The 21603-nt window shown below is 42.2% G+C and carries 18 protein-coding genes; 14 read left to right on the top strand and 4 right to left on the bottom strand.

The window, feature by feature from the left end:
• Positions 1–11: 11 nt before the first annotated feature.
• The 4 genes from ycfP to ACRC53_RS05160 all read left to right on the top strand — a co-directional run bounded on the left by ycfP (position 12) and on the right by ACRC53_RS05160 (position 4121).
• Positions 12–557, top strand: a complete 546-nt coding sequence (gene ycfP, locus ACRC53_RS05175; protein ID WP_438642468.1) for an alpha/beta hydrolase YcfP — start codon at positions 12–14, stop codon at positions 555–557.
• A 124-nt stretch (positions 558–681) separates the two neighbouring features.
• The gene (locus ACRC53_RS05170) at positions 682–1974 is read left to right on the top strand and encodes an NAD(P)/FAD-dependent oxidoreductase (protein ID WP_438642467.1); all 1293 of its coding nucleotides are present in this window, start codon (positions 682–684) and stop codon (positions 1972–1974) included.
• Positions 1975–2233: 259 nt separating this feature from the next.
• On the top strand, positions 2234–2776 hold the full coding sequence (locus ACRC53_RS05165) for a heme NO-binding domain-containing protein (protein ID WP_438642466.1): 543 nt from the start codon (positions 2234–2236) through the stop codon (positions 2774–2776).
• A 7-nt stretch (positions 2777–2783) separates the two neighbouring features.
• The gene (locus tag ACRC53_RS05160; RefSeq protein ID WP_438642465.1) at positions 2784–4121 is read left to right on the top strand and encodes an ATP-binding protein; all 1338 of its coding nucleotides are present in this window, start codon (positions 2784–2786) and stop codon (positions 4119–4121) included.
• Between the two features lie 120 nt (positions 4122–4241).
• Here ACRC53_RS05160 and mfd read toward each other — a convergent pair whose 3' ends face one another.
• On the bottom strand, positions 4242–7754 hold the full coding sequence (gene mfd, locus ACRC53_RS05155; protein ID WP_438642464.1) for a transcription-repair coupling factor: 3513 nt from the start codon (positions 7752–7754) through the stop codon (positions 4242–4244).
• The gene (locus ACRC53_RS05150; protein ID WP_438642463.1) at positions 7751–8323 is read right to left on the bottom strand and encodes a PilZ domain-containing protein; all 573 of its coding nucleotides are present in this window, start codon (positions 8321–8323) and stop codon (positions 7751–7753) included. The genes mfd and ACRC53_RS05150 overlap by 4 nt, the downstream gene beginning before the upstream one ends.
• A gap of 330 nt (positions 8324–8653) precedes the next feature.
• On the opposite strand from ACRC53_RS05150, the gene lolC reads away from it, so the two are divergent.
• From lolC to ACRC53_RS05115, 7 genes are all read left to right on the top strand, one after another.
• Entirely contained in the window at positions 8654–9859 is a 1206-nt protein-coding gene (lolC, locus tag ACRC53_RS05145; protein ID WP_438642462.1) for a lipoprotein-releasing ABC transporter permease subunit LolC, read from the top strand.
• Entirely contained in the window at positions 9852–10556 is a 705-nt protein-coding gene (gene lolD, locus ACRC53_RS05140) for a lipoprotein-releasing ABC transporter ATP-binding protein LolD (RefSeq protein WP_438642461.1), read from the top strand. Before lolC ends, lolD begins: the two co-directional genes overlap by 8 nt.
• Positions 10556–11800 carry a lipoprotein-releasing ABC transporter permease subunit LolE gene (gene lolE, locus ACRC53_RS05135; RefSeq protein ID WP_438642460.1) on the top strand — a complete coding sequence of 415 codons (1245 nt, stop codon included), beginning with the start codon at positions 10556–10558 and terminating at the stop codon, positions 11798–11800. Before lolD ends, lolE begins: the two co-directional genes overlap by 1 nt.
• A gap of 25 nt (positions 11801–11825) precedes the next feature.
• Positions 11826–12779, top strand: a complete 954-nt coding sequence (locus ACRC53_RS05130; protein WP_438642459.1) for an SPFH domain-containing protein — start codon at positions 11826–11828, stop codon at positions 12777–12779.
• Complete coding sequence (locus ACRC53_RS05125; protein WP_438642458.1) at positions 12773–13228, top strand: NfeD family protein; 456 nt, start codon at positions 12773–12775, stop codon at positions 13226–13228. Before ACRC53_RS05130 ends, ACRC53_RS05125 begins: the two co-directional genes overlap by 7 nt.
• A 110-nt stretch (positions 13229–13338) precedes the next feature.
• Positions 13339–13875 (top strand): YaeQ family protein, encoded by a 537-nt coding sequence (locus ACRC53_RS05120; RefSeq protein WP_438642457.1) that lies wholly within the window; start codon positions 13339–13341, stop codon positions 13873–13875.
• 344 nt (positions 13876–14219) lie between these two features.
• Positions 14220–15317, top strand: a complete 1098-nt coding sequence (locus tag ACRC53_RS05115; protein ID WP_438642456.1) for an ElyC/SanA/YdcF family protein — start codon at positions 14220–14222, stop codon at positions 15315–15317.
• Between the two features lie 83 nt (positions 15318–15400).
• Here the strand turns inward: ACRC53_RS05115 and ACRC53_RS05110 are convergent, their stop codons facing one another.
• Positions 15401–15829 carry a GNAT family N-acetyltransferase gene (locus ACRC53_RS05110; protein WP_438642455.1) on the bottom strand — a complete coding sequence of 143 codons (429 nt, stop codon included), beginning with the start codon at positions 15827–15829 and terminating at the stop codon, positions 15401–15403.
• A gap of 90 nt (positions 15830–15919) precedes the next feature.
• On the opposite strand from ACRC53_RS05110, the gene ACRC53_RS05105 reads away from it, so the two are divergent.
• The gene (locus ACRC53_RS05105) at positions 15920–17848 is read left to right on the top strand and encodes an EAL domain-containing protein (protein WP_438642454.1); all 1929 of its coding nucleotides are present in this window, start codon (positions 15920–15922) and stop codon (positions 17846–17848) included.
• A 65-nt stretch (positions 17849–17913) separates the two neighbouring features.
• On the opposite strand, the gene ACRC53_RS05100 is transcribed toward ACRC53_RS05105, so the two are convergent.
• Positions 17914–19503, bottom strand: coding sequence for an ABC-F family ATPase (locus tag ACRC53_RS05100; RefSeq protein WP_438642453.1), 1590 nt, complete (start codon positions 19501–19503; stop codon positions 17914–17916).
• A 258-nt stretch (positions 19504–19761) separates the two neighbouring features.
• Between ACRC53_RS05100 and earP the strand changes: the two genes are divergently transcribed.
• Positions 19762–20916, top strand: coding sequence for an elongation factor P maturation arginine rhamnosyltransferase EarP (gene earP, locus ACRC53_RS05095; protein ID WP_438642452.1), 1155 nt, complete (start codon positions 19762–19764; stop codon positions 20914–20916).
• Between the two features lie 45 nt (positions 20917–20961).
• Positions 20962–21531: an elongation factor P gene (efp, locus tag ACRC53_RS05090; protein ID WP_438623153.1), complete on the top strand. Its 570-nt coding sequence runs from the start codon at positions 20962–20964 to the stop codon at positions 21529–21531.
• The last annotated feature ends 72 nt before the right edge of the window (positions 21532–21603 follow it).

Below are 21603 nucleotides of genomic sequence, written 5' to 3'. Positions count from 1 at the left end.
AGGAATAGACCATGATCATCTATTTACACGGTTTTGATTCAACGAGCCCAGGTAATCATGAGAAAATTTTGCAATTGCAATTTATTGATCCTGATGTTCGGTTTATCAGTTACAGCACATTGCACCCGCGCCACGATATGCAGCATTTATTAAAAGAAGTGCACAAAGCTATTCAGCAAAGTGAGGATAAAACACCACTAATTTGTGGTGTTGGATTAGGAGCATACTGGGCAGAACGGATTGGTTTTCTGTGCGGCATTCGCCAAGTCATGTTGAATCCTAATTTACATCCTGAAAATAACATGGCAGATAAAATTGATCGGCCAGAAGAGTATTTCGATATTGCGACTAAATGTGTAGAAAATTTTCGTAAAAAAAATACAGGAAATTGTTTGGTGATCCTTTCCACTCAGGATGAAGTATTGGATAATCAAGCCTCTCAGGAAGAGCTAACAGAATTTTATAATATTGTGTGGGATAACACGCAATCCCATAAATTTAAAAGTATTTCTTCTCACCTTCAACGCATTAAGGCATTCAAACTGCAAGCATCATAGGCGATATAGTCTCTTTTTTAGTCTTAATCTGCTCTATCAAATAATGCATGCTTGAACAGTAGCCTTTGTGTGTTTGGTGTGATTTTTCATCATTCTGACCAAAAGTGGTAACGGGGGCTACGCCTTGAAAAAAATTATTGTTGTTGGCGGCGGTGCTGGTGGCCTTGAATTAGTAACCCGTATGGGGAATAAGCTCGGTCGCAAAGGCAAAGCAGAAATTACACTGATCGACCGCAACCAGACCCATCTGTGGAAACCGTTGTTGCATGAAGTTGCAACAGGCTCAATGGATGACGGTATTGATGCACTGAGTTATCGTGCACATGCGCATAACCACTATTTTCAGTTTCAACAAGGTACACTGATTAATGTTGATCGTGAGCGTCGTTCAGTGACATTAGCTGAAATTCGTGATGAAAATAATGAGTTATTAGTACCTGAACGTGAGCTATTTTTTGATGTTCTGGTTATGGCTCTGGGCAGTAAATCAAATGATTTTTGCACCGAAGGTGTGGCAGATAATTGTATCTTCCTTGATAGCCCTGATCAGGCAAATCGTTTCCATGAAGCGATGTTAAACCAGTTTATGAAGTTCTCAGCACAACCTGAGAAACAAGATAAAGTGAACATCGCTATTGTGGGTGGGGGAGCTACAGGGGTAGAGCTTTCTGCTGAACTGCATAATGCAGTGAAGCAACTGCACAGCTATGGTTTTGAAGCACTCGATAGCCGTCATCTGAATGTCACATTGGTGGAGGCCGGTGAGCGCATTTTACCTGCACTGCCAGTACGTATTTCATCTGCAGCACACCTTGAGCTGACCAAATTGGGTGTCAACGTGCGCACGCAGACAATGGTAACGAAAGCTGATGCCGGTGGTTTACATACCAAAGAGGGTGATTATATTCCTGCCGAGTTGATGGTTTGGGCTGCAGGGATCAAAGCACCTGATTTTATGAAAGATATCGCAGGGTTGGAAACTAACCGAATCAATCAGTTAGTTGTTGAACCAACATTACAAACGACCCGTGATTCACATATTTTTGCCATTGGTGACTGTGCAAGTTGCCCACAAGAAGATGGCTCGTTTGTGCCACCGCGCGCACAATCAGCACATCAAATGGCCAGCTTGTGCTATGACAACATTTTGGCACTGTTTGACGGGCGCGACCTGAAAAAGTACGTGTATAACGATCGTGGTTCATTGGTTTCACTGTCTAAATTTAGTACAGTAGGTAGCCTAATGGGGAACTTAATGCGCGGTTCAATGATGATTGAAGGGCGTATTGCACGGGTTGCTTATATCTCATTATATCGAATGCATCAGGTTGCGTTACACGGTTATATTAAAACCGGCTTGATGATGTTAGTTGGTCGTATTAATCGCGTTATTCGACCAACATTGAAACTGCACTGATTTTGCATTAACCCGCTGTGGTTTAAAAAGCATCACGTTATCGTGGTGCTTTTTTTATTTCAGCCGGTTATAAACAGCTTAGATCGCATTTTAAGGGTTACACCTGTAAATCTTGCTACTTTCATGGAGTAAGCCGAAAGAATGAACTAAGGTTTATAACAAGGGGAGTATCAAGAAGTATTTATCCTCCATATTAAACATAAGTGCGCAGCGACTAAAAGCTAACCACACATTAGCGTAATCGACAGAGAGTATGCAGATGAAAGGGATCGTGTTTACTGAATTTATGGATATGGTATCGCATGTATTTTCAGAGGATATGGTCGATGATGTAATAGATGACGCAAAGTTGCCACACGGTGGTGCCTATACCTCAGTCGGCACATATCCTTTTAGCGAAATGGCAAGCTTAGTAGCCGCTCTTTCCCAGCGTAGTGGTATTCCGCCTGGCGATCTTATTCATCAATTTGGTCAATTTCTGTTTGGCCGTTTTAGCCAGTTATACCCACAATTTTTAGTGGGCCACTCCACCACATTTAGCCTGTTAGCGGGCATTGAAGATGTTATTCATGCGGAAGTAAAAAAACTGTATCCCGATGCTGAGTTACCTGCCTTTGAGGTGCTTGAGCAGACAGAACAGCGTCAACTGTTGCAATATCGCTCACCACGTTGTCTAGATCGTTTAGCACAAGGCTTGGTTGAAGGCGCATTATTGCATTATTGCCAAACCGGTTGTGTTATTTTGCATCCACAGCAAGATAAATCGACATTAATTGAAATTACGCTTACGTTAACTGCTTAATATTATTATGGATAACGCTCACTCTGATATTCTGAAATTACAACGGCGCATAGAAAGAGAGCGCAATGCGCGTAAAGAAGCCGAGCGTTTACTTGAGGTAAAGAGCCTTGAGCTCTATTCAGCCAATATTCTATTAGAGGGTGCAGCGAAAAGCCTTGAAGCGCAAATTGCCGTTCGTACCGAAGAGTTAAAACAAGCCCTTATTCGATCAGAACAAGCAGTGAAAGCAAAAAGTGAATTTTTTGCGATGATGAGCCATGAAATTCGCACACCAATGAATGGAGTGCTGGGCATGGCAGAACTGCTTGCAGCTACACCACTTAATGTAGAACAGAATGAGTTTGTTGAAACTATTCGTTCATGTGGTCAGTCGCTCATCTCTCTTATTGACGGTATTCTTGATCTTTCGCGTATTGAAGCTGGAAAGTTGAGTTTAGAAGAGTCTGTGTTTGATTTAAGTGAGCTACTTTACAGTATTATTACACTCTTTAGCCCTAAAGCAGTAAAACAAGGCACTGGCTTAGAGTTAAAAGGGGCGAAGGGAAAACACTTTTTTTATGGGGATATGACACGATTACGGCAAATTATATCGAATTTAGTCAGTAACGCTTTGAAATTTACTGAACAGGGTTGCGTAAGTGTTAAGTTAGAATTAATGCCGATATTTCCTGAATTAGAAGAACAACGTTATTTTCAAGTAACTCTACATGTAGAAGATACAGGTATTGGTTTAACTGATGAGCAGCAAAGCCGTTTGTTTAAGCCATTTGAGCAGGCAGACAGTTCAACAACACGCCGTTTTGGTGGAAGTGGATTAGGTCTGGCAATTAGCCACCAGCTTATCCATATGATGGGTGGGCATATTTCTGTGGTTAGTGAATGGGGTAAAGGCAGTTGTTTTACCATTAGCTGGCCAATGAAAGTAGCAACAGGCATTGATCAACCTCTATCGATATTACCTATGTTGCCTGAATACATTAAACTACAGCATATCTTATTGGTAGAAGATAACAAAACGAATCAACGTCTTTCATTAAAAATTTTAGAAAAACTGGGGTTACAGGCACAACTTGCAGAGAACGGTGCTGAGGCAGTTGCGTTTGTACAGCAGTTTCAGCCTGAAATTGTACTGATGGATATTCAAATGCCTGTTATGGATGGCCTTGAGGCAACACGCCAGATTCGTGCGTTGCCACTGTTACAACCCGTGATTATTGCGTTAACGGCCAATGCTATGCTGCAAGATAGGGAAGAGTGCCAAAACGCAGGAATGGATGGTTTTCTCAGTAAACCCTTTTCAACACAAGATTTAGTCACGGTTCTTAGCTTGCACGCAAATCGGTAATTATGTTGCAGACAGCGTTGAAGAATAAAAAAGCACAGCCTGTTTTTTGATGCTGTGCTTTTTAATATTAGTGAGTATGTATACTTAACATAACTCATATTGAGCTATGTATAGCTTAACTTACTGATTGATCTTATGCGTTTCAAAATTGCCAAGCAGTTGTTCGATATATTCAATGCGCTTTTTACGATCAAGTAACTGAGCAAAAAACTTGAGCTTAGTTGGGCCATCCAACCGGAATTGCTGTGGTTGCTGTAACAGTGAAATCAGATAAACAGGGCTAATGTTAGGTTGGTCATTAAACTCAATATAACCACCACTGTCAGAGGCCTCTACACGTTTGATACCCAAGCGATGTGCTCGCAGACGAATCCGTGCAACACTGAGCAAGTGGCGTGCAGGGTCGGGCAGTAAACCGAAACGATCAATAATCTCTGATTTTAGCTCATCGAGTACCGCTTCATTTTCTGCGCTGGCGATCCGCTTATAGAGCGATAGCCGCATATTCACATCTGGCAGATAATCATCTGGCAACAGAGCAGGAATGCGTAGCTCCACTTCCGTTTGTCCGCGAGTCAAATCATCGAGTGAGGGCTCTTTACCATTACGCAGCGCATCGACAGCACTCTCTAGCATCTCCATGTACAAGGTAAAACCGATAGACTCAATCTGCCCGCTCTGATCATCGCCCAGTAGCTCACCTGCACCCCGAATCTCCAGATCGTGCGTTGCCAGAGCAAAACCAGCCCCCAGATCTTCGAGTGAGGCAATAGCCTCTAGACGCTTGCGTGCATCGTCAGTCATGCGTTTGGGCGGTGGTGTGAGCAAATAGGCATAAGCCTGATGGTGTGATCGGCCCACTCGTCCGCGCAACTGGTGCAATTGAGCCAGCCCGAAATGATCGGCATCATCAATAATAATGGTGTTGGCAGTCGGGATATCAATACCTGTTTCAATAATGGTGGTACACACCAACACATTAAAGCGTTGATGATAAAAATCAGACATTACCCGTTCTAAATCGCGCTCACGCATCTGGCCATGGCCGATGGTGATACGCGCTTCTGGCACTAATTCGGCCAGTTTTTCAGCAGTTTTCTCGATACTGTCAACCGCATTATGCAGATAATAGACCTGACCCCCTCTGAGTACTTCACGCAGAATGGCCTCACGGATGGTTAAATCGTCATACTCACGTACAAAGGTTTTCACTGCCATACGGCGTGCTGGTGGGGTGGTAATAATAGATAAGTCACGCATACCGCTCATGGCCATATTCAGCGTGCGCGGAATAGGGGTTGCCGTTAGAGTGAGAATATCAACATCGGCGCGCAGTGCTTTGATCTTCTCTTTCTGGCGGACACCAAAACGGTGCTCTTCATCCACAATTAACAGGCCGAGATTGCTGAATTTAATATCATTTTGCAGCAGTTTATGCGTACCAATTAAAATATCAACTTTACCTTCAGTCACATTGTGCTGTATCGCTTGCTGCTCTTTTGCACTGCGAAAGCGAGACATCACTTCAATATTCACCGGCCAGTTGGCAAAACGATCACGGAAGTTTTCAAAGTGCTGTTGTGCTAACAAGGTAGTGGGCACGAGTATGGCTACCTGGCGGTGGTTTATCACAGACAAAAATGCTGCACGCATGGCCACTTCAGTTTTACCAAAACCAACATCACCACAAACCAGCCGATCCATCGCATAAGGCTGAGTCATATCGGTTAATACGGCATTGATCGCATTGCGTTGGTCTTCGGTTTCATCAAAAGGAAAGGTACTGCAAAATTGCTGATACTGTTCACGATCGTGCTTAAAAGCAAAACCGGGTTTCAGTGCTCTGCGGGCATAAATATCGAGCAGCTCGGCGGCAACATCACGCACTTTTTCTGCGGCTTTACCACGGGCTTTTGCCCATGCCTCACCCCCAAGTTTATGTAGCGGCGCAGTTTCATCTGCACCACCACTATAACGGCCAATTAAGTGCAGTGATGAAACAGGCACATACAGTTTGGCTTCACCCGCATACGTGAGCACCATGTATTCTGCGGTAATTCCGCCAGTTTCTAGTGTGGTTAACCCACCATAACGCCCCACACCGTGTTCAAGATGCACCACCGGTTGCCCGATCCGCAATTCAGCAAGATTACGGATAATCGTTTCGGTGTTGATGGTTTTTCGGTTATCGCGTCGGCGTTGGCTAATTCGCACACCGAGCAAATCACTTTCGCAAATCAAGCCAAGAAGAGGTTGAGTTGCTGCATCATAGGTGGTGATTTTTTCATCAGGCTGTGTGATATCTCTTGTATTCAGGATAAAGCCTGTTTCGGCACTTCCAACCATTAACACCGGCTCTGGCTTGCGGGTATCTCTAATTTCGTGCAGGTGATGAATGGTTTTTGGGCGTAATTTCAGTGGTGAAAGTAAATCGAGCAGCGTTTCTCTGCGGCCTTCACTCTCAACAGAAAACACAACTGCACCGGTAAAGTTTTCAAGAAAATGGCGCAATGCCTGTAATGGTTCTTTATGCTGATGCTGGAGTTTTATCTCAGGAAGAGCCACTAGGGGAAGGTTTTCGCGGCCAGCTCGTACATCCAGCGGGGCTTGTTGCAAATGAATATTGGGGTACTGCTTAAGATGGCCATTAAGCTCATCAACCCGTTGCCATAATGCCGAAGGATCAAGCAGTGGGCGCATTGGGTCAATTCCCCGATCATGATGGCGTTTTGTGGCATCACTGTAAAAACGGGTTGCGGCTTCAGCGGTATCACCGACTGTTACAATCAGTATATTATCTGGCAAGTGATCAAACAGTGTGGTCATCTGCTCAAAAAAGAGCGGTTGCCAATATTCAATGCCGGCAGGAAGCGTATTTTTACTGACTTGCTGATAGATATGTTCAGGATCGCGGCGGATCTCAAACTGCTCACGCCAGCGGCTACGAAAGCCCTCTATGGCTATTTTATCCGTTGGGAACTCACGCGCAGGCAACAGATCAATATGTGTAACCTCACTCAGCGTTCGTTGTGAGTCTGGATCAAATGTTCTGATTGAGTCTATTTCATCATCAAAAAAATCGAGCCGAAATGGTGTCTGGCTGCCCATCGGGAACAGATCTAACAGCGCACCACGGGTCGCAAACTCACCGTGTTCCATGACTTGTTCGGCAGGGCGATAGCCTGCTTGCTCTAATTGCACACGCAGTTTATCAAGTGAGAGTTGATCCCCTTTTTTGACCAACAGGGCATGTGAGAGTAAAAAATCGCGTGGACATACCCGTTGCATTAATGTATTCACCGGCATCACTAGCATACCACTGTGCATTTTTGGTAACCGATATAAGGTTGATAGCCGTTCAGAAATAATATCTTGATGCGGCGAAAAGCTATCATACGGTAGTGTTTCCCAATCGGGAAAAAGCACGGGTGAATCGTCACTAAATTGCCGGATCTCTTGTGTTAGGCGCAAAGCTGTTTGGCTGTCTTTTGTGACAAGCAAGAGAGGGCCATTATGCTGCTGACCAATTTCTGCTGCGGCTAAAGCGAGTGACGAGCCAACTAATTGCCCGATATATCGGTGATCACCGGCATTGACCGGTAAGTTCAGATTAAGATAATTACTTTGTGTCATAGATTAGGCTTTACTCTGAGTTCGGCACGTTGTTTAAGCTGTTGCTGTTGTATATATAAGGCGGCTCTGATTAACAGATCTTGATCGTTATCACGTAAATGGGTAAAGCGAATCTGTACAAGAGGTTGGCCCTGTTCTATTTCAATCGCCATAACTTCACCGTAGCAATAAATGGCCGCGGCAGGATGAGGCAAAAAAATCTTAATACACATATGCGTATTAATAGCAGGAAGATCTTTACAAAAATAGCGTAAACCTCCAGCACTGAATGAGTGTGTGGTATAGCGATGAATAGGTTGATCTTCTTGCCATAAAATCGAGTGGATTAAGAGATCAATTTTTTGTTGTTGTATCTGCAAGCAATTCACTAAATCATCAGCAACAGCACCTATATTTTGCAATGAACGGATACTGCTCGCATCAAGATGGGCAATTTCTGCAGTAATACGAAAAGGCAAGGGGATCTCTTGTTCAAATGTGACCTGATCAGGTAACGGAATATCTGTAGCTAACGGCGAGATGTTGACAGATAAACACTGTTGAACAGAAAAAAAGTGTCCTTTATCCATAGTAAAGCGAAAGCCTGATTTATATCGTTAAGAGAATATTATCAGAGATGTTATACAAAGAGAAAATGCAACAATAAAACGATAGTAAGTGAGATAAGATGCATAACCTAACATAGGTTTACCTCTACTTCTTAAGAGTTAAGGGGAATGTTTGTGCCAGATTGTGATATCTGGCAATGTTAAATGCTAATCTTGTGTAAGTTTCGCTATAAATAGTGAATAATATCACTCAGTAACCTTGTGTATTTATTCCGGTTGGCAAGAAAAAACGCTGATTTTCTGTTTCATCGGGTTAATCTCATTTTCACTTTACGGTCAAGCCTACTTCTTATGTTTACTCCGGCTTCAATATTTATTGGCTTACGTTATCTGCGCGGTCGCACGGGTGATCGTTTTGGGCGTTTTGTTAGCCGCTTATCCACCATAGGGATAACGCTTGGGGTATTATCCCTGATCATTGTACTGTCGGTGATGAATGGCTTTGAACGCGATTTGAAAGATAACACTCTGAATTTAATGCCTCAGGTCTTGATTACTTCAAAAGAAGGGGCAATTAATCCAACGTCGGTTCCATTTAGCCAACTGGCAATGATCCCAGATGTTGTAAAGCATGCCCCCTTGGTAATGGGCGATGTCATTATTCAGAGTGCAAAAAATATTGGTGCAGGTGTTATGTTGGGTATTGATCCGAAAGAGGGAGATCCACTCTCTTCGTTTCTTGTTGACTCCTCGCTCGATTCATTAAAGCCCAGTGAATACCATGTAATTTTAGGGGATACTCTGGCCAGTCAACTTGGCGTTATGCAAGGTGATAAAATTCGCCTCATGGTCACTAGTGCTTCGCAATTTACCCCAATGGGGCGTATCCCTAGTCAACGTTTGTTTACAGTGTCAGGTATGTTCTCTGTTGGCAGTGATATAGATGCATCACAAATTTTAGTGAATATTCAAGATGCTGCACGGTTAATGCGTTTACCAAGCGGCGATATCAGTGGGTGGCGTTTATTTTTAAAAGACCCATTTGATGTAGAACAAGCGGCTAAAACCCCACTTCCAGACCACCTCATTTGGGAAGATTGGCGCGCGCGGAAAGGTGAGCTTTTTCAGGCAGTAAAAATGGAAAAAAATATGATGGGATTACTGCTGAGTCTCATCATCACGGTTGCTGCTTTTAATATTGTTACCTCATTGAGTTTAATGGTCATGGAAAAGCAAGGCGAAGTTGCAATTTTACAAACATTAGGGCTTAACGCACGCCAAGTGATGGTTATTTTTATTACCCAAGGGGCTTCTGCTGGCGTGATAGGAGCACTGTTTGGGGGAGCGTTAGGTACGCTTATTGCTACAAATCTTAATAATATTTTATCCCTTTTGGGAATCGATCTTTTACAGAATACAGCATTACCCGTCGTTATTGAGCCATTGCAAGTTATCACCATTATTCTTTTTGCCGTTATCGTTGCTCTGTTATCGACCCTATATCCTGCTTGGCGCGCATCAGCTGTCAAACCTGCCGAGGCATTACGTTATGAATAAGCCACTGTTAGTTTGTGAAAATCTTGTCAAAACCTATCGCGAAGGTGGTATGGAAACTGACGTATTGCGCGGAGTTTCATTTACTTTAGCAAAAGGGGAGCTCGTCGCCGTTGTTGGTAGCTCTGGGTCAGGAAAAAGCACACTGCTGCATTTACTAGGTGGGCTAGATAAACCTACTTCAGGGCAAGTGTTATTTCAGGGTAAAGATGTGTATGCCATGAGCAATACCGAACAGGCTAAACTGCGTAATGAGCATATTGGCTTTGTGTATCAATTTCATCATTTGTTGCCTGATTTTACCGCATTAGAAAATGTGGCCATGCCACTGTTAATTGCTGGCGAGTCACCTAAATTTGCCCAACAACGTGCACAAGATATGTTAACAGCAGTAGGTTTAGCTCGGCGTGTAGAACATCGGCCATCAGAAATTTCAGGTGGTGAACGTCAGCGCGTTGCTATTGCTCGCGCACTGGTCAATCAACCTTCACTGGTCTTGGCTGATGAGCCTACGGGTAACCTTGATCAGCGTACTGCTGACGGTATTTTTGAGCTATTGGGTGAATTAAACGCACGGCACGGCACAACCTTTTTAGTTGTAACACATGATCTGAATCTGGCAGGTCGGTTAAGTCGACAGCTAGAGATGCGTGATGGTTTGCTTACCCGTGAACTTAGTGTCAAAACAGGAGGGCGCTAATGCTGCGTCCGTTATCACTGTTTATCGGGTTACGTTATAGCCGAGCGCGCCGCCGCAACGGTATGGTGTCATTTATCTCGGTTATCTCTACACTGGGTATTGCACTGGGTGTTGCTGTTTTAATCATGGGCTTAAGTGCCATGAATGGTTTTCAACGAGAACTCAATGACCGTATTCTGGCCGTTGTACCACACGGTGAAATTACCCCTGCAGAAGGTAGCCTGCTTAATTGGCAAAAAGTCGAGACAAGGTTACAACGTCACCCCGGAATTGTGGCAACTGCGCCTTATGTCACCTTTACTGCATTAGCAGATCAAGGAACACAGCTTAAAGCCGTACAAATCCGTGGAGTTGATCCGGCCTCTGAAGAGAAGATCAGTGCATTACCCCAATTTGTTTTAGGGGATGCATGGAAAACATTCCGTTCTGGTAAAAATGAGCTTATTTTGGGAAAAGGGGTTGCTGACTCACTTGGTCTTAAGGTTGGCGATTGGTTGACACTGATGATCCCAAACCCAGATCCTGAAATGAAGCTGCGGCAGCCAAAACGTATCCGTTTACAAATTACAGGATTATTGCAGTTACATGGCCAGCTTGATCACACCTTTGGCATGGTTCCCCTGCGTGACGCACAAGAGTATCTTGACTTAGGTGAAGGGGTTAGTGGTGTAGCCATGAAGGTCGATAAAGTCTTTGAAGCAGCAAAAATTGTGCGTGATGCAGGACGCTTAACGGGCGTATATGGTTATGTACGTAGCTGGATGGGCACATATGGCTATATGTACCGTGATATTCAGATGGTTCGTGTGATCATGTATCTGGCTATGGTATTAGTGATCAGTGTGGCCTGTTTTAACATTGTCTCTACGCTGGTTATGGCCGTAAAAGATAAACAAAGTGATATTGCTGTGTTGCGGACAATGGGCGCAAACAACCGAATCATCCGTAATATTTTCCTGTGGTACGGTATGATGGCTGGAATGGTTGGCTGTGCTTTTGGTGTAGTTGGTGGGGTTGTATTATCACTGAATTTAACCCGTATTATTCGTGCAATAGAGACACTGGTTGGGCATAAATTTTTGTCGGGTGATATCTATTTTGTTGACTTTCTTCCTAGTGAATTGCGTATACAAGATGTGGTTTTAGTTGCTCTTACTGCCATTGTTTTAAGTTTACTGGCCAGTCTTTATCCGGCATGGCGGGCAACGAAAATTGATCCTGCCCGTATATTAAGTGGCCAGTAATTGAAATAATCAAGGATGTTAACTGATGGATATTACTGTATTTTCACCTGTATTTGCTCTTGTCATTGTGGCATTTATTATTGTTGTTACTGCATTTAAAATTGTTCCGCAAGGTTATCAGTGGACAGTCGAGCGTTTTGGCCGTTACACCAATACACTCGTGCCTGGCCTAAATTTTGTAATCCCCTTTATTGATCGTGTTGGGCATAAAATCAATATGATGGAGCGGGTATTAGATATCCCTTCACAAGAAGTTATCTCTAAAGATAATGCAAATGTCACTATTGATGCAGTCTGTTTTGTTCAAGTGTTTGATCCGGCAAAAGTTGCGTATGAAGTCAATGATCTGGAGAACGCGATTCGTAACCTGATTATGACCAATATTCGCACCGTATTAGGTGCACTTGAGCTTGATGAGATGCTCTCACAGCGCGATACCATCAACAGCCGTTTGTTGCGGATTTTAGATGAAGCGACCAATGCATGGGGAGTAAAAATTACCCGTATCGAGATCCGTGATGTGCGCCCACCACAAGAGTTGATTGCCGCAATGAATGCGCAAATGAAAGCTGAGCGAAATAAGCGTGCAGATATTCTTGAAGCAGAAGGTGTTCGTCAGGCAGAGATCCTGCGTGCTGAGGGTGATAAACAGTCACAAATTTTAAAAGCTGAAGGGGAGCGTCAAGCCGCATTTTTGCAGGCTGAAGCGCGTGAGCGTGCTGCAGAAGCCGAAGCACGTGCAACCCAGATGGTTTCTGATGCAATCAGTGCCGGTAATATGCAAGCGATTAACTACTTTGTCGCACAAAAATACACAGAAGCGTTGCAGGCTATTGGTCAGGCTGAGAACAGCAAAATTGTGTTAATGCCATTGGAAGCGAGTAGTTTAATTGGCGCTATTGGCGGCATCTCCGAGTTATTAAAAGCAGATCCGACCGTTAAAAATAGTGCAAATAAACAAGGCGAACGTTCGTGCTAAGTGCATTTTCTGCATGGTCAGCGTTGCACTGGATTGTTTTAGGTCTGGTGCTATTAGCTTGTGAAATGCTCGGTACTGCGGGGTATTTGCTATGGCTTGGGCTTTCTGCATTAACTGTTGCATTACTGCTCTGGTTGATCCCACTGACTCTTGCTGTGCAGTGGGTTTTATTTGCAGTATTCAGCGTAGTGGCATCGTTACTTTGGTGGCGTTGGCAATATAGAAGAGATAAACAAGATCAACAACATACCCAATTAAATCAACGTGGAAATACGCTAATTGGGCGGCAAGGAAAACTGACTGAACCCATGCAAAACGGTATTGGCCGGTTAACCTTAGGTGATACAACATGGCGCATTCAATCTGACATTGATTTACCCGCTGAGTGTGTTGTTGAAGTTGTGTTAGTCAACGGCATTACTTTGCATGTAAAAAAGATATCGATATAACATATTATATAACTATGTAATTACCTATTTATCACCCCTTTCTTTCTGTTGCCATAAAGCCTATGGCAACACGTTATTGTATTAAAAAAGCAGATTACAAAGAGAATACCATGGCCTTAAAAGCGACTGTCTATAAAGCAAATATTAACATTGCAGACATGGATCGCCATCACTATCAAGATGTAGATTTAGTCATTGCCCAGCATCCATCAGAAACTGAGTTACGGATGATGGTACGTTTATTAGCATGGATTTATCATGCTGATGAACGATTATCCTTTACTAAAGGGTTATGCGCAGAAGATGAGCCAGAAATTTGGATTAAAAATTATCATGGTGGTATCGATTTGTGGATTGATGTTGGCCTTCCTGATGAAAAAAGAGTTAAAAAAGCCGTTAATCAGTCAGAAAAAGTAGTGTTATATACTTACAGTGAACGCTCTGCTCGTATATGGTGGGAGCAGAATAAAAATAAACTTAGCCAATATAAAAACCTGTCTATTTACTTTGTTCCTGATGAGCAAACAACAATATTAAGCCAATTTGTACAGCGAACTATGCATATTCAGGCGACTATCGAAGATAGTATAGTATGGTTTTCTGACACAACAAAAAATAGCCAAGTTGCATGTGAAAAATGGCAGTAATTAATATTTTATTACTCAATAAGTAAGATTAATTAAGTGAGTGTAGATAAAAATAGAGATTATTTTAAGTAAGCTACCATAAGTAAATAAGAGAATTTTTTTTATTAATGGATCTGATGACTTAATTCTAGATAAGGTGTCACTTATAAAACAACAAGGTGACACACTTATTATAACAGTGTGTTTTTATTTCGTAAAAACAGTTGGCCTTATAAAAAACGTGATCTAAAAAGCAGTAGATATTAATAAATACGTATATTCTTTAAAATACCGAACAATAAGGTAATTTACTGATATTTTTTTATATTATCTACCTTGGTGCATGTTGTATTTGTGAGGGTTCAATGAAAAATAAGACTCATAGTTTAATTGCATATTCTCTTGCTGTTGCGTTGCTATCGCCAACATTCTCTGTATTTTCTGCAACTGAAACGTTACATCCGCAAAGTAAATATACTGAGTTAATGACACAGCGGCAGGTTGTCGATCAATTACTTCAACAAGCAGTAGATGCGTTTAAATCACCTGCACGTATATCGCATGCCGGCTTTACCGCTAAACTACCAAGTAATATGGAGACAGTGGCTGAGCGTTTATTAACGGCATATACATTAGAACCATATCGTGCAGATCTGCTTTTTAGTGCTGCAAATGCTTATATTTACAATAAAGATATCAATAAAGCGATTCAAATTTTTGAAAAAGTACTTACTTTAGCGCCTGATGATTTAGATGCTCATACCTATTTAGCCACATGGCAGCGATTTAATGATAATCAAGCAGAAGTAGATAAGCATTTAAACAGCCTTAAAGTACTGAGCCCAGCACGTTATCAGCAACTACAAAAGCTATTTGCTGTTGTTGATACGGTAAGTAAAATGCCTATTCGTGATACATTACCTGGCCCTTTAGGCGCTGATTCAGCAATTGTAGTACTTGGTTATGCACTTAATCCTGATGGTTCTATGCATGATATTTTAATTAAGCGTTTAGAGAAGGCATTAGAACTGACAAACCAAAGCCCTCAGGCTTTAGTGATTGTTACAGGGGGTGTTCCACACAATAACCAAACTGAAGCTGATTTAATGCAAAAATGGTTAGTTCAAAAAGGTGTTGATGCTAAACGTATTGTTCAAGATAACTATGCCACTTCTACGGTAGAAAATGCATTGTATAGTCGATATGCACTTACTCAACACCGTATTAAACAAGCAGTAGTGTTGAGTTCAGGAAGCCATGTACGTCGAGGACAGGCGTTGTTGCAAATAGCAACATGGGAAACTGGTCCACATGATATTACATTTGAGTCTATTGCAGCACCAGATAAAGCATTAGAGGAGTTGCAACAGGTTTCTAAAGATGATCTTTTAGGTATTTATCGTGATTCTTTACGTGTTATGGGGATGTGGAGCTTTCGAAGCTCACCTCTGTTAGAGCGTTAATCGATATATCACATCAACCTTAACAATATTGTTGGAGTTGATGTGAAGCAAATAAACAGAAGAATAAATATAAAATATACAGTTTAGCGAGTAGATTTATATAGAGTATATATAACGTCCTCTCTATTTTTTGTAGTACTTTTCACCCAACCTTGTGCTTTATAAAAATGATCTGCACGAGTATTTATCGCCGTTTCTAATGTTATACAGTCAGTGCCACGCTCAAATAACCAATCTATCGCCAATTTAAGTAATTGTTTACCTAATCCCATACCTTCATAGTTTGGATTTACAAATAACGCCCAGATAGAGTTATCTTCTGAAGCAGCATAAGAAAAACAGACTACTTTTCCATGTATTTCACATACCCAACCTTTTCCACACTTATCTAAGTAATCTTTATACATTTGATCTGTAATTACATTCGGATTTGAAAGTGTATTTTCTTTTACAGCTAATCGAATCTTTGACATAGCTGGAATGTCAGCTACTGTAGCTTCACGGAATTTCATATAATTACCATAATGTTTTTACTTAGTACAATATTATACTTGTTATATGAAAAATAATCTCTATTGAGAAAGATGGTTAGGTTTGTGTAAATGCACTATCTTTTAATCATGATACGCGTTTTTTCAGAGAGTGAGTTGAAAAGTATAGGTTTACATGCGTTTGATAAATTTGATGGGATGCACAGTATGAATACTCTATGTAGAGCATTGTTATATCGATTGACCCTATTATTAATAGTGCTTTGTACTGCACTTATGTTAGCCATATTTTTACTCATTAAATATGTTCTGATCCAACCAGAGTCAGTTGTTTTTCACAAAACAACCGAATCTGATTTTTTTGAATCGACATTTATATTGCCATCATTATCATTCCATTATATTGAACCGATAATTGATGACGAGAGTAAAAAGGCATTAACTCTAAGAGGGAAAGAAGAATTGAGTGGTACGTTCAACTTTTTACTCTTGTGGTTAGCTCTTTTTTCTACAGTATTTATTATTATTACTGTAGTCGTTTACCGTATTTTTTTGCAAAAAATTTTAAAACCACTATATGAATTAGTAGAAAATCTTCCAATGTTTTTCATTCATCATATAGAAGGCGGTGATTCAAAACTTTATAATTCGCAGTCAAATATTAAAGAATTTAGTGCTATTTCACTCGCTTTTAATAAAATGCAACAAAAATACATCTGCGAATTTAATGCTCAGATTGAGGAAATATCACGATTACACCGTGAGGCTTATCAAGATGTCACTACTCATTTAGCTAACCGCCGATGGTTTCGTCAACAATTAGATACTGCTAGTCATGAAGGTGTTGCGGGTGTCCTCTTTATTATCGATCTTGAAAAATTGTCATATTATTATGAAACAATCAGCAATCAAGATGCGGATAGAATAAGTTTGCGTATTGCCACATTGTTGCGTGAACAATGTGCTACTTATCCTAATGCTCTTATTGCCCGTACACGTTTAGCAGAGTTTGCAATTTGGTGTCCACGATTATTGGCTGAAGTGGCTGATCAATGGGCAAAAATATTATTGGAAAATATTAATCAAACAATAATTGAATATGAGGATATACAACTTAGTCAGACTCATAATACGTGTTCAATAGAGTTACCTACATTATTAGGTGGTGCGACAACACATGGTCGCCAAACCAGTCAAGCACTCTTGAGTGCAGCAGATATGGCGCTGCAACGGGCGAGAAAGTCAGCAAAACACTACTATATTCATCAGGATACATTTTCACCGGTATTGAATGATAATCATGCATGGCGTGCGGCTATTTTACGTATTATTGAGAGTCCAGCACAATGTATGAATGCTATTTTGCAACCTGTTTTTGATAAAGAGGGAAATATATTACATCAAGAGGCTTTTATTCAACTAAAATTAAATGAACAGTGGGTTATGGCTGAAGATTGGTTGCCAATGGTTGAAGCAGTTGGGTTATCTGTACAGCTGGATATGGCAGTAATCAGTTATTTAGCCCAGCAGCAGGCTGATAAAGCGGTGGCGATTAATATTAGTATGCTGAGTGTGCATAGCCATGATTTTATCCGTTATTTACAACAGGCTAAATTTTTACATCAACATCTTATTTTAGAGGTTTCAGAGTCCGCACTATTGATGAATATAGAGCGCGCTAAATTTTTTATTCAGCATATAGAAAATAGTGGCTGGCGATGGGGGCTTGATCAATTTGGGCGCATTGCAGAAAAAGGGAATTACCTTGCTCAATTTAAGCCAGAATACATTAAACTTGATTACAGTTATACCCGTTGTATTGATGCTAGTGCAGATATGATGGCGCGTAATGTTGTTATTTCATTGTGTCGGTTAATTTATCAATGTTCATTATATGCGATTGCAACACGAGTAGAAAGTTTAGAGCAAAAACAGCAGTTGGCTCAGTTATCACTCAATGGATTTCAAGGGTTTGGTATTTGTGTATCACAAAAAGAGACAACACAATTAAGTTATCAATTATCAAAATATGAAGAATAAGAGCTCTCATCGTATAAATAAAACAGAGAGCATTTAGCTCTCTGTTTTTATTTATTAGTGTTGTATTACAAACCTTGACGACGCAAATACTCATCGTAAGTGCCGTTAAAGTCTTGAATACCCTCAGGGGTTAATTCAATAATACGGGTGGCAAGTGAAGAGACAAACTGACGGTCGTGGCTGACAAAGAACAATGTGCCTTTGTAGTTTTCCAATGCCAAGTTCAGAGATTCAATAGACTCCATATCCATATGGTTAGTCGGTTCATCCATCACTAAAATATTCGGCTTTTGCAGCATCAGCTTAGCAAACAGCATACGGCCTTGTTCACCACCGGAGATCACCCGTACTGATTTGAGAATATCATTTTGCGAGAACAGCATCCGGCCAAGCATGCCACGGATAACCTGCTCATCATCGCCCGGTTTTTTCCACTGATCAAGCCAGTCATACAGGTTCAGATCACAATCAAACTCGTCGGCATGATCTTGTGCATAATAACCAATGTGCGCATTTTCTGACCACTTAATCGTGCCGCTTTGTGCTTCCATCAAGCCGACTAAGGTGTGCAGCAGGGTAGACTTACCCACACCATTCTGGCCGATAATCGCAACGCGTTCACCCACTTCAGTCATCAAGTTAAAGCCAGAGAAAAGGGTATTGCCATCATAGCCCTGAGCCAGCTTTTGAACTTCAAGTGCGTTACGGAACAGCGTTTTTTCCTGTTCGAAACGAATAAATGGATTCTGACGGCTTGATGCTTTTACTTCCTCAAGCTTAATTTTATCCATCTGACGCGCACGTGATGTTGCTTGTTTTGCTTTTGAGGCGTTTGCAGAGAAGCGGCTGACGAAAGATTGAAGCTCGGTCAGTTGTGCTTTTTTCTTGGCGTTATCTGCTAATAGACGCTCACGCGCTTGTGTTGCCGCAGTCATGTACTCATCATAGTTGCCAGGGAATAGGCGTAGATCACCATAATCCAGATCGGCCATATGGGTACAAACACTGTTCAGGAAGTGGCGGTCATGCGAAATAATGATCATGGTACAGTTGCGCTGATTCAGCACATCTTCTAGCCAACGGATAGTATGAATATCCAAGTTGTTGGTTGGTTCATCAAGCAGCATGATATCAGGTTCAGCAAACAGCACTTGTGCCAGTAATACCCGTAGTTTCCAACCCGGTGCTACGGCACTCATCAGGCCAAAATGCTGCTCTAGTGGAATACCTACACCAAGCAAAAGCTCGCCAGCACGCGCTTCAGCAGAGTAACCATCCATTTCAGCGAACTGAACCTCAAGATCGGCTACTTTCATGCCGTCATCTTCGCTCATTTCAGGCAGATTATAGATGCGATCACGCTCTTGCTTAATTTCCCACAGCTCCTTGTGCCCCATGATGACGGTATCAATTACGTTGTACTCTTCATACGCGAACTGATCCTGACCCAACTTGGTCATACGCTCATTGACATCAAGGCTGACATTACCAGCGCTTTGCTCTAATTCACCGCTCAGAATTTTCATGAAGGTGGATTTCCCACAACCGTTAGCCCCGATCAGACCATAACGATTACCTTCACCGAATTTAACGGAGATATTTTCAAAAAGCGGCTTGTCGCCGAATTGCATTGTGATATTGGCTGTGGAAAGCAAGGGTGCGTACCTAAAACAGTGAATGAAATGAGATGATGAGCATCACACAGATGTTCAATTAGAGGCGCAGACTACAGGTTGAACGGCTTTTGAGCAACCGTCAGCGGGAAAAAATCGTGCTTGCAGGCAGAGATCACTGCTTTTTAATGCAATTCCTCAGTAGTGTGATTGAGATCTCACCATTCAAGGCACTCATTTCGCAGATGAAATAGCGTAAAATAACCTATAAAAGGCTAATCAATGTGCAGGCAATGCAGTATGAGTGAACAGCGTTATGACTGGGATATTTTTTGTACAGTCGTGGATAATTATGGCGATATCGGCGTGACGCTGCGTTTGGCGCGTCAATTGACCACTGAGTATCAACAGAGGGTACGCTTGTGGGTTGATGATCTGGCGTCATGTGCCCGAATCTGTCCCGGAGTAGATGCACACCGTGTGCAGCAGCAGTATGTTGGGATAACCCTCTGCTTGTGGCAAGCAAAGCCACAGGGTGGAGCAGAGCCTGTGATACCCGCTTACAATGTGATTGAGGCTTTTGCCTGTGAGCTGCCAGAGTATTTCAGAGCACAGATGCGCCAGTGTACGGTAGCACCTTGTTGGTTAAATTTAGAGTATCTGAGTGCCGAGCCGTGGGTCGAGGGGTGTCATGCACTGCCATCACTGCAGTCTGATGGCCTCACTAAACACTTTTTCTTTCCAGGATTTACAGCAAAAACCGGCGGTTTATTGCGTGAGCAGGGGTTATTGGCTGCGCGTGAACAGTGGCAAGCTGATCCGCATGCTATCGGTTGTTACTGGGAAGAGCGGGGAATCATGCCTAAGTGTGAGAATGAGCAGTGGGTCAGCCTGTTTACGTATGAAAACCCAGCTTTACTTACACTTATTCAATATTGGGCTGACGCTGAAAAACCGGTGCGCTGCTTAGTACCGGAAGGGCGAACCTTAACCTATCTGACAGAACAGCTCGCATTGCCAGCATTACAGGCAGGCGATCACTGGTGTAACGGTCATCTTCGCTTGGAGGTATTGCCGTTTACTGATCAGGCCGGATTTGATCGTTTACTCTGGAGTTGCGATCTGAATTTTATTCGCGGCGAAGACTCTTTTATCCGAGCTCAGTGGGCAGGCGTTCCTTTTATCTGGCATATCTATCCGCAAGAAGAACAGGCACATATCGAAAAATTAGATGCCTTTTTAACCCGCTATCTTGAGGCATGGCCAACAGCGCTGGCCGAACCTATGAGGCAGTTTTGTCAGGGTTATAATTCAGGTCAGTGTGAGCTAAAAGCATGGTCTACTTTAGATAATGAGTATGATTTGCTGAAAAAACAGGCACTCGAATGGGCAAATACGTTAGCTTTGACAGAAGATTTAGCTTGTCAGCTAGTGAAATTTTCACAAAGCAGTTAGAATACGGCGCTTTTCAAAAACTCTTGTTGAATACAGGAAATACCGATGAAAGTTGCTCAGGAAATCCGTGCCGGTAACGTAGTTATGATTGGCGGCGAGCCAATGATTGTACTGAAGTCCGAATTTAACAAATCCGGTCGTAACTCTGCCGTGTGTAAAATGAAGCTGAAAGGCCTGCTAACTGGTGCGGGAACCGAGACAGTCTTCAAAGCTGACGAAAAAATGGAAGATATCATTCTGGAGCGTAAAGAGTGTACTTACTCTTACTTCGCTGACCCAATGTATGTATTCATGGACAGTGATTACAATCAGTATGATATCGAAACTGAAAACTTGGGCGAAATGCTGCACTACATGGTAGACGGCATGGAAGATATCTGCCAAGTGACCTTCTACAACGATAAAGCTATCAGCGTAGAACTGCCAACCACTATCGTTCGTGAAGTTGCTTACACCGAGCCGTCTGCGCGTGGTGATACTTCAGGCAAAGTGATGAAGCCAGCAACACTGGTCGGTACTAACTACACGCTGACCGTCGCTGACTTTGTACAAATTGGCGATATGATCGAAATCGATACCCGTACCAATGAGTTCAAGCGCCGTATCAACAAGTAATTGATTGATCGTGTAAGAACATGTTGGTGTGAAAATAAAAAGAGAGCGCAATGCGCTCTCTTTTTTTTGCGG

Source organism: Plesiomonas sp., assembly GCF_051652165.1.
In the GTDB taxonomy this organism is placed as follows: domain Bacteria; phylum Pseudomonadota; class Gammaproteobacteria; order Enterobacterales; family CAMTGL01; genus Plesiomonas.
The sequence above is the reverse complement of the archived record's forward strand: the minus strand, read 5'-3'. Positions and strand labels throughout refer to the sequence as shown.

Excerpts from the sequence above, each read along its gene's own strand:
- ACRC53_RS05130 (WP_438642459.1), top strand. The coding sequence starts at position 11,826 with ATGGATATTACTGTATTTTCACCTGTATTTGCTCTTGTCATTGTGGCA.
- earP (WP_438642452.1), top strand. The coding sequence starts at position 19,762 with ATGAGTGAACAGCGTTATGACTGGGATATTTTTTGTACAGTCGTGGAT.
- ACRC53_RS05120 (WP_438642457.1), top strand. The coding sequence starts at position 13,339 with ATGGCCTTAAAAGCGACTGTCTATAAAGCAAATATTAACATTGCAGAC.
- ycfP (WP_438642468.1), top strand. The coding sequence starts at position 12 with ATGATCATCTATTTACACGGTTTTGATTCAACGAGCCCAGGTAATCAT.
- ACRC53_RS05160 (WP_438642465.1), top strand. The coding sequence starts at position 2,784 with ATGGATAACGCTCACTCTGATATTCTGAAATTACAACGGCGCATAGAA.
- ACRC53_RS05115 (WP_438642456.1), top strand. The coding sequence starts at position 14,220 with ATGAAAAATAAGACTCATAGTTTAATTGCATATTCTCTTGCTGTTGCG.
- ACRC53_RS05110 (WP_438642455.1), bottom strand. The coding sequence starts at position 15,829 with ATGAAATTCCGTGAAGCTACAGTAGCTGACATTCCAGCTATGTCAAAG.
- ACRC53_RS05105 (WP_438642454.1), top strand. The coding sequence starts at position 15,920 with ATGCACTATCTTTTAATCATGATACGCGTTTTTTCAGAGAGTGAGTTG.
- ACRC53_RS05150 (WP_438642463.1), bottom strand. The coding sequence starts at position 8,323 with ATGGATAAAGGACACTTTTTTTCTGTTCAACAGTGTTTATCTGTCAAC.
- lolE (WP_438642460.1), top strand. The coding sequence starts at position 10,556 with ATGCTGCGTCCGTTATCACTGTTTATCGGGTTACGTTATAGCCGAGCG.
- efp (WP_438623153.1), top strand. The coding sequence starts at position 20,962 with ATGAAAGTTGCTCAGGAAATCCGTGCCGGTAACGTAGTTATGATTGGC.
- lolD (WP_438642461.1), top strand. The coding sequence starts at position 9,852 with ATGAATAAGCCACTGTTAGTTTGTGAAAATCTTGTCAAAACCTATCGC.
- ACRC53_RS05165 (WP_438642466.1), top strand. The coding sequence starts at position 2,234 with ATGAAAGGGATCGTGTTTACTGAATTTATGGATATGGTATCGCATGTA.
- mfd (WP_438642464.1), bottom strand. The coding sequence starts at position 7,754 with ATGACACAAAGTAATTATCTTAATCTGAACTTACCGGTCAATGCCGGT.
- lolC (WP_438642462.1), top strand. The coding sequence starts at position 8,654 with ATGTTTACTCCGGCTTCAATATTTATTGGCTTACGTTATCTGCGCGGT.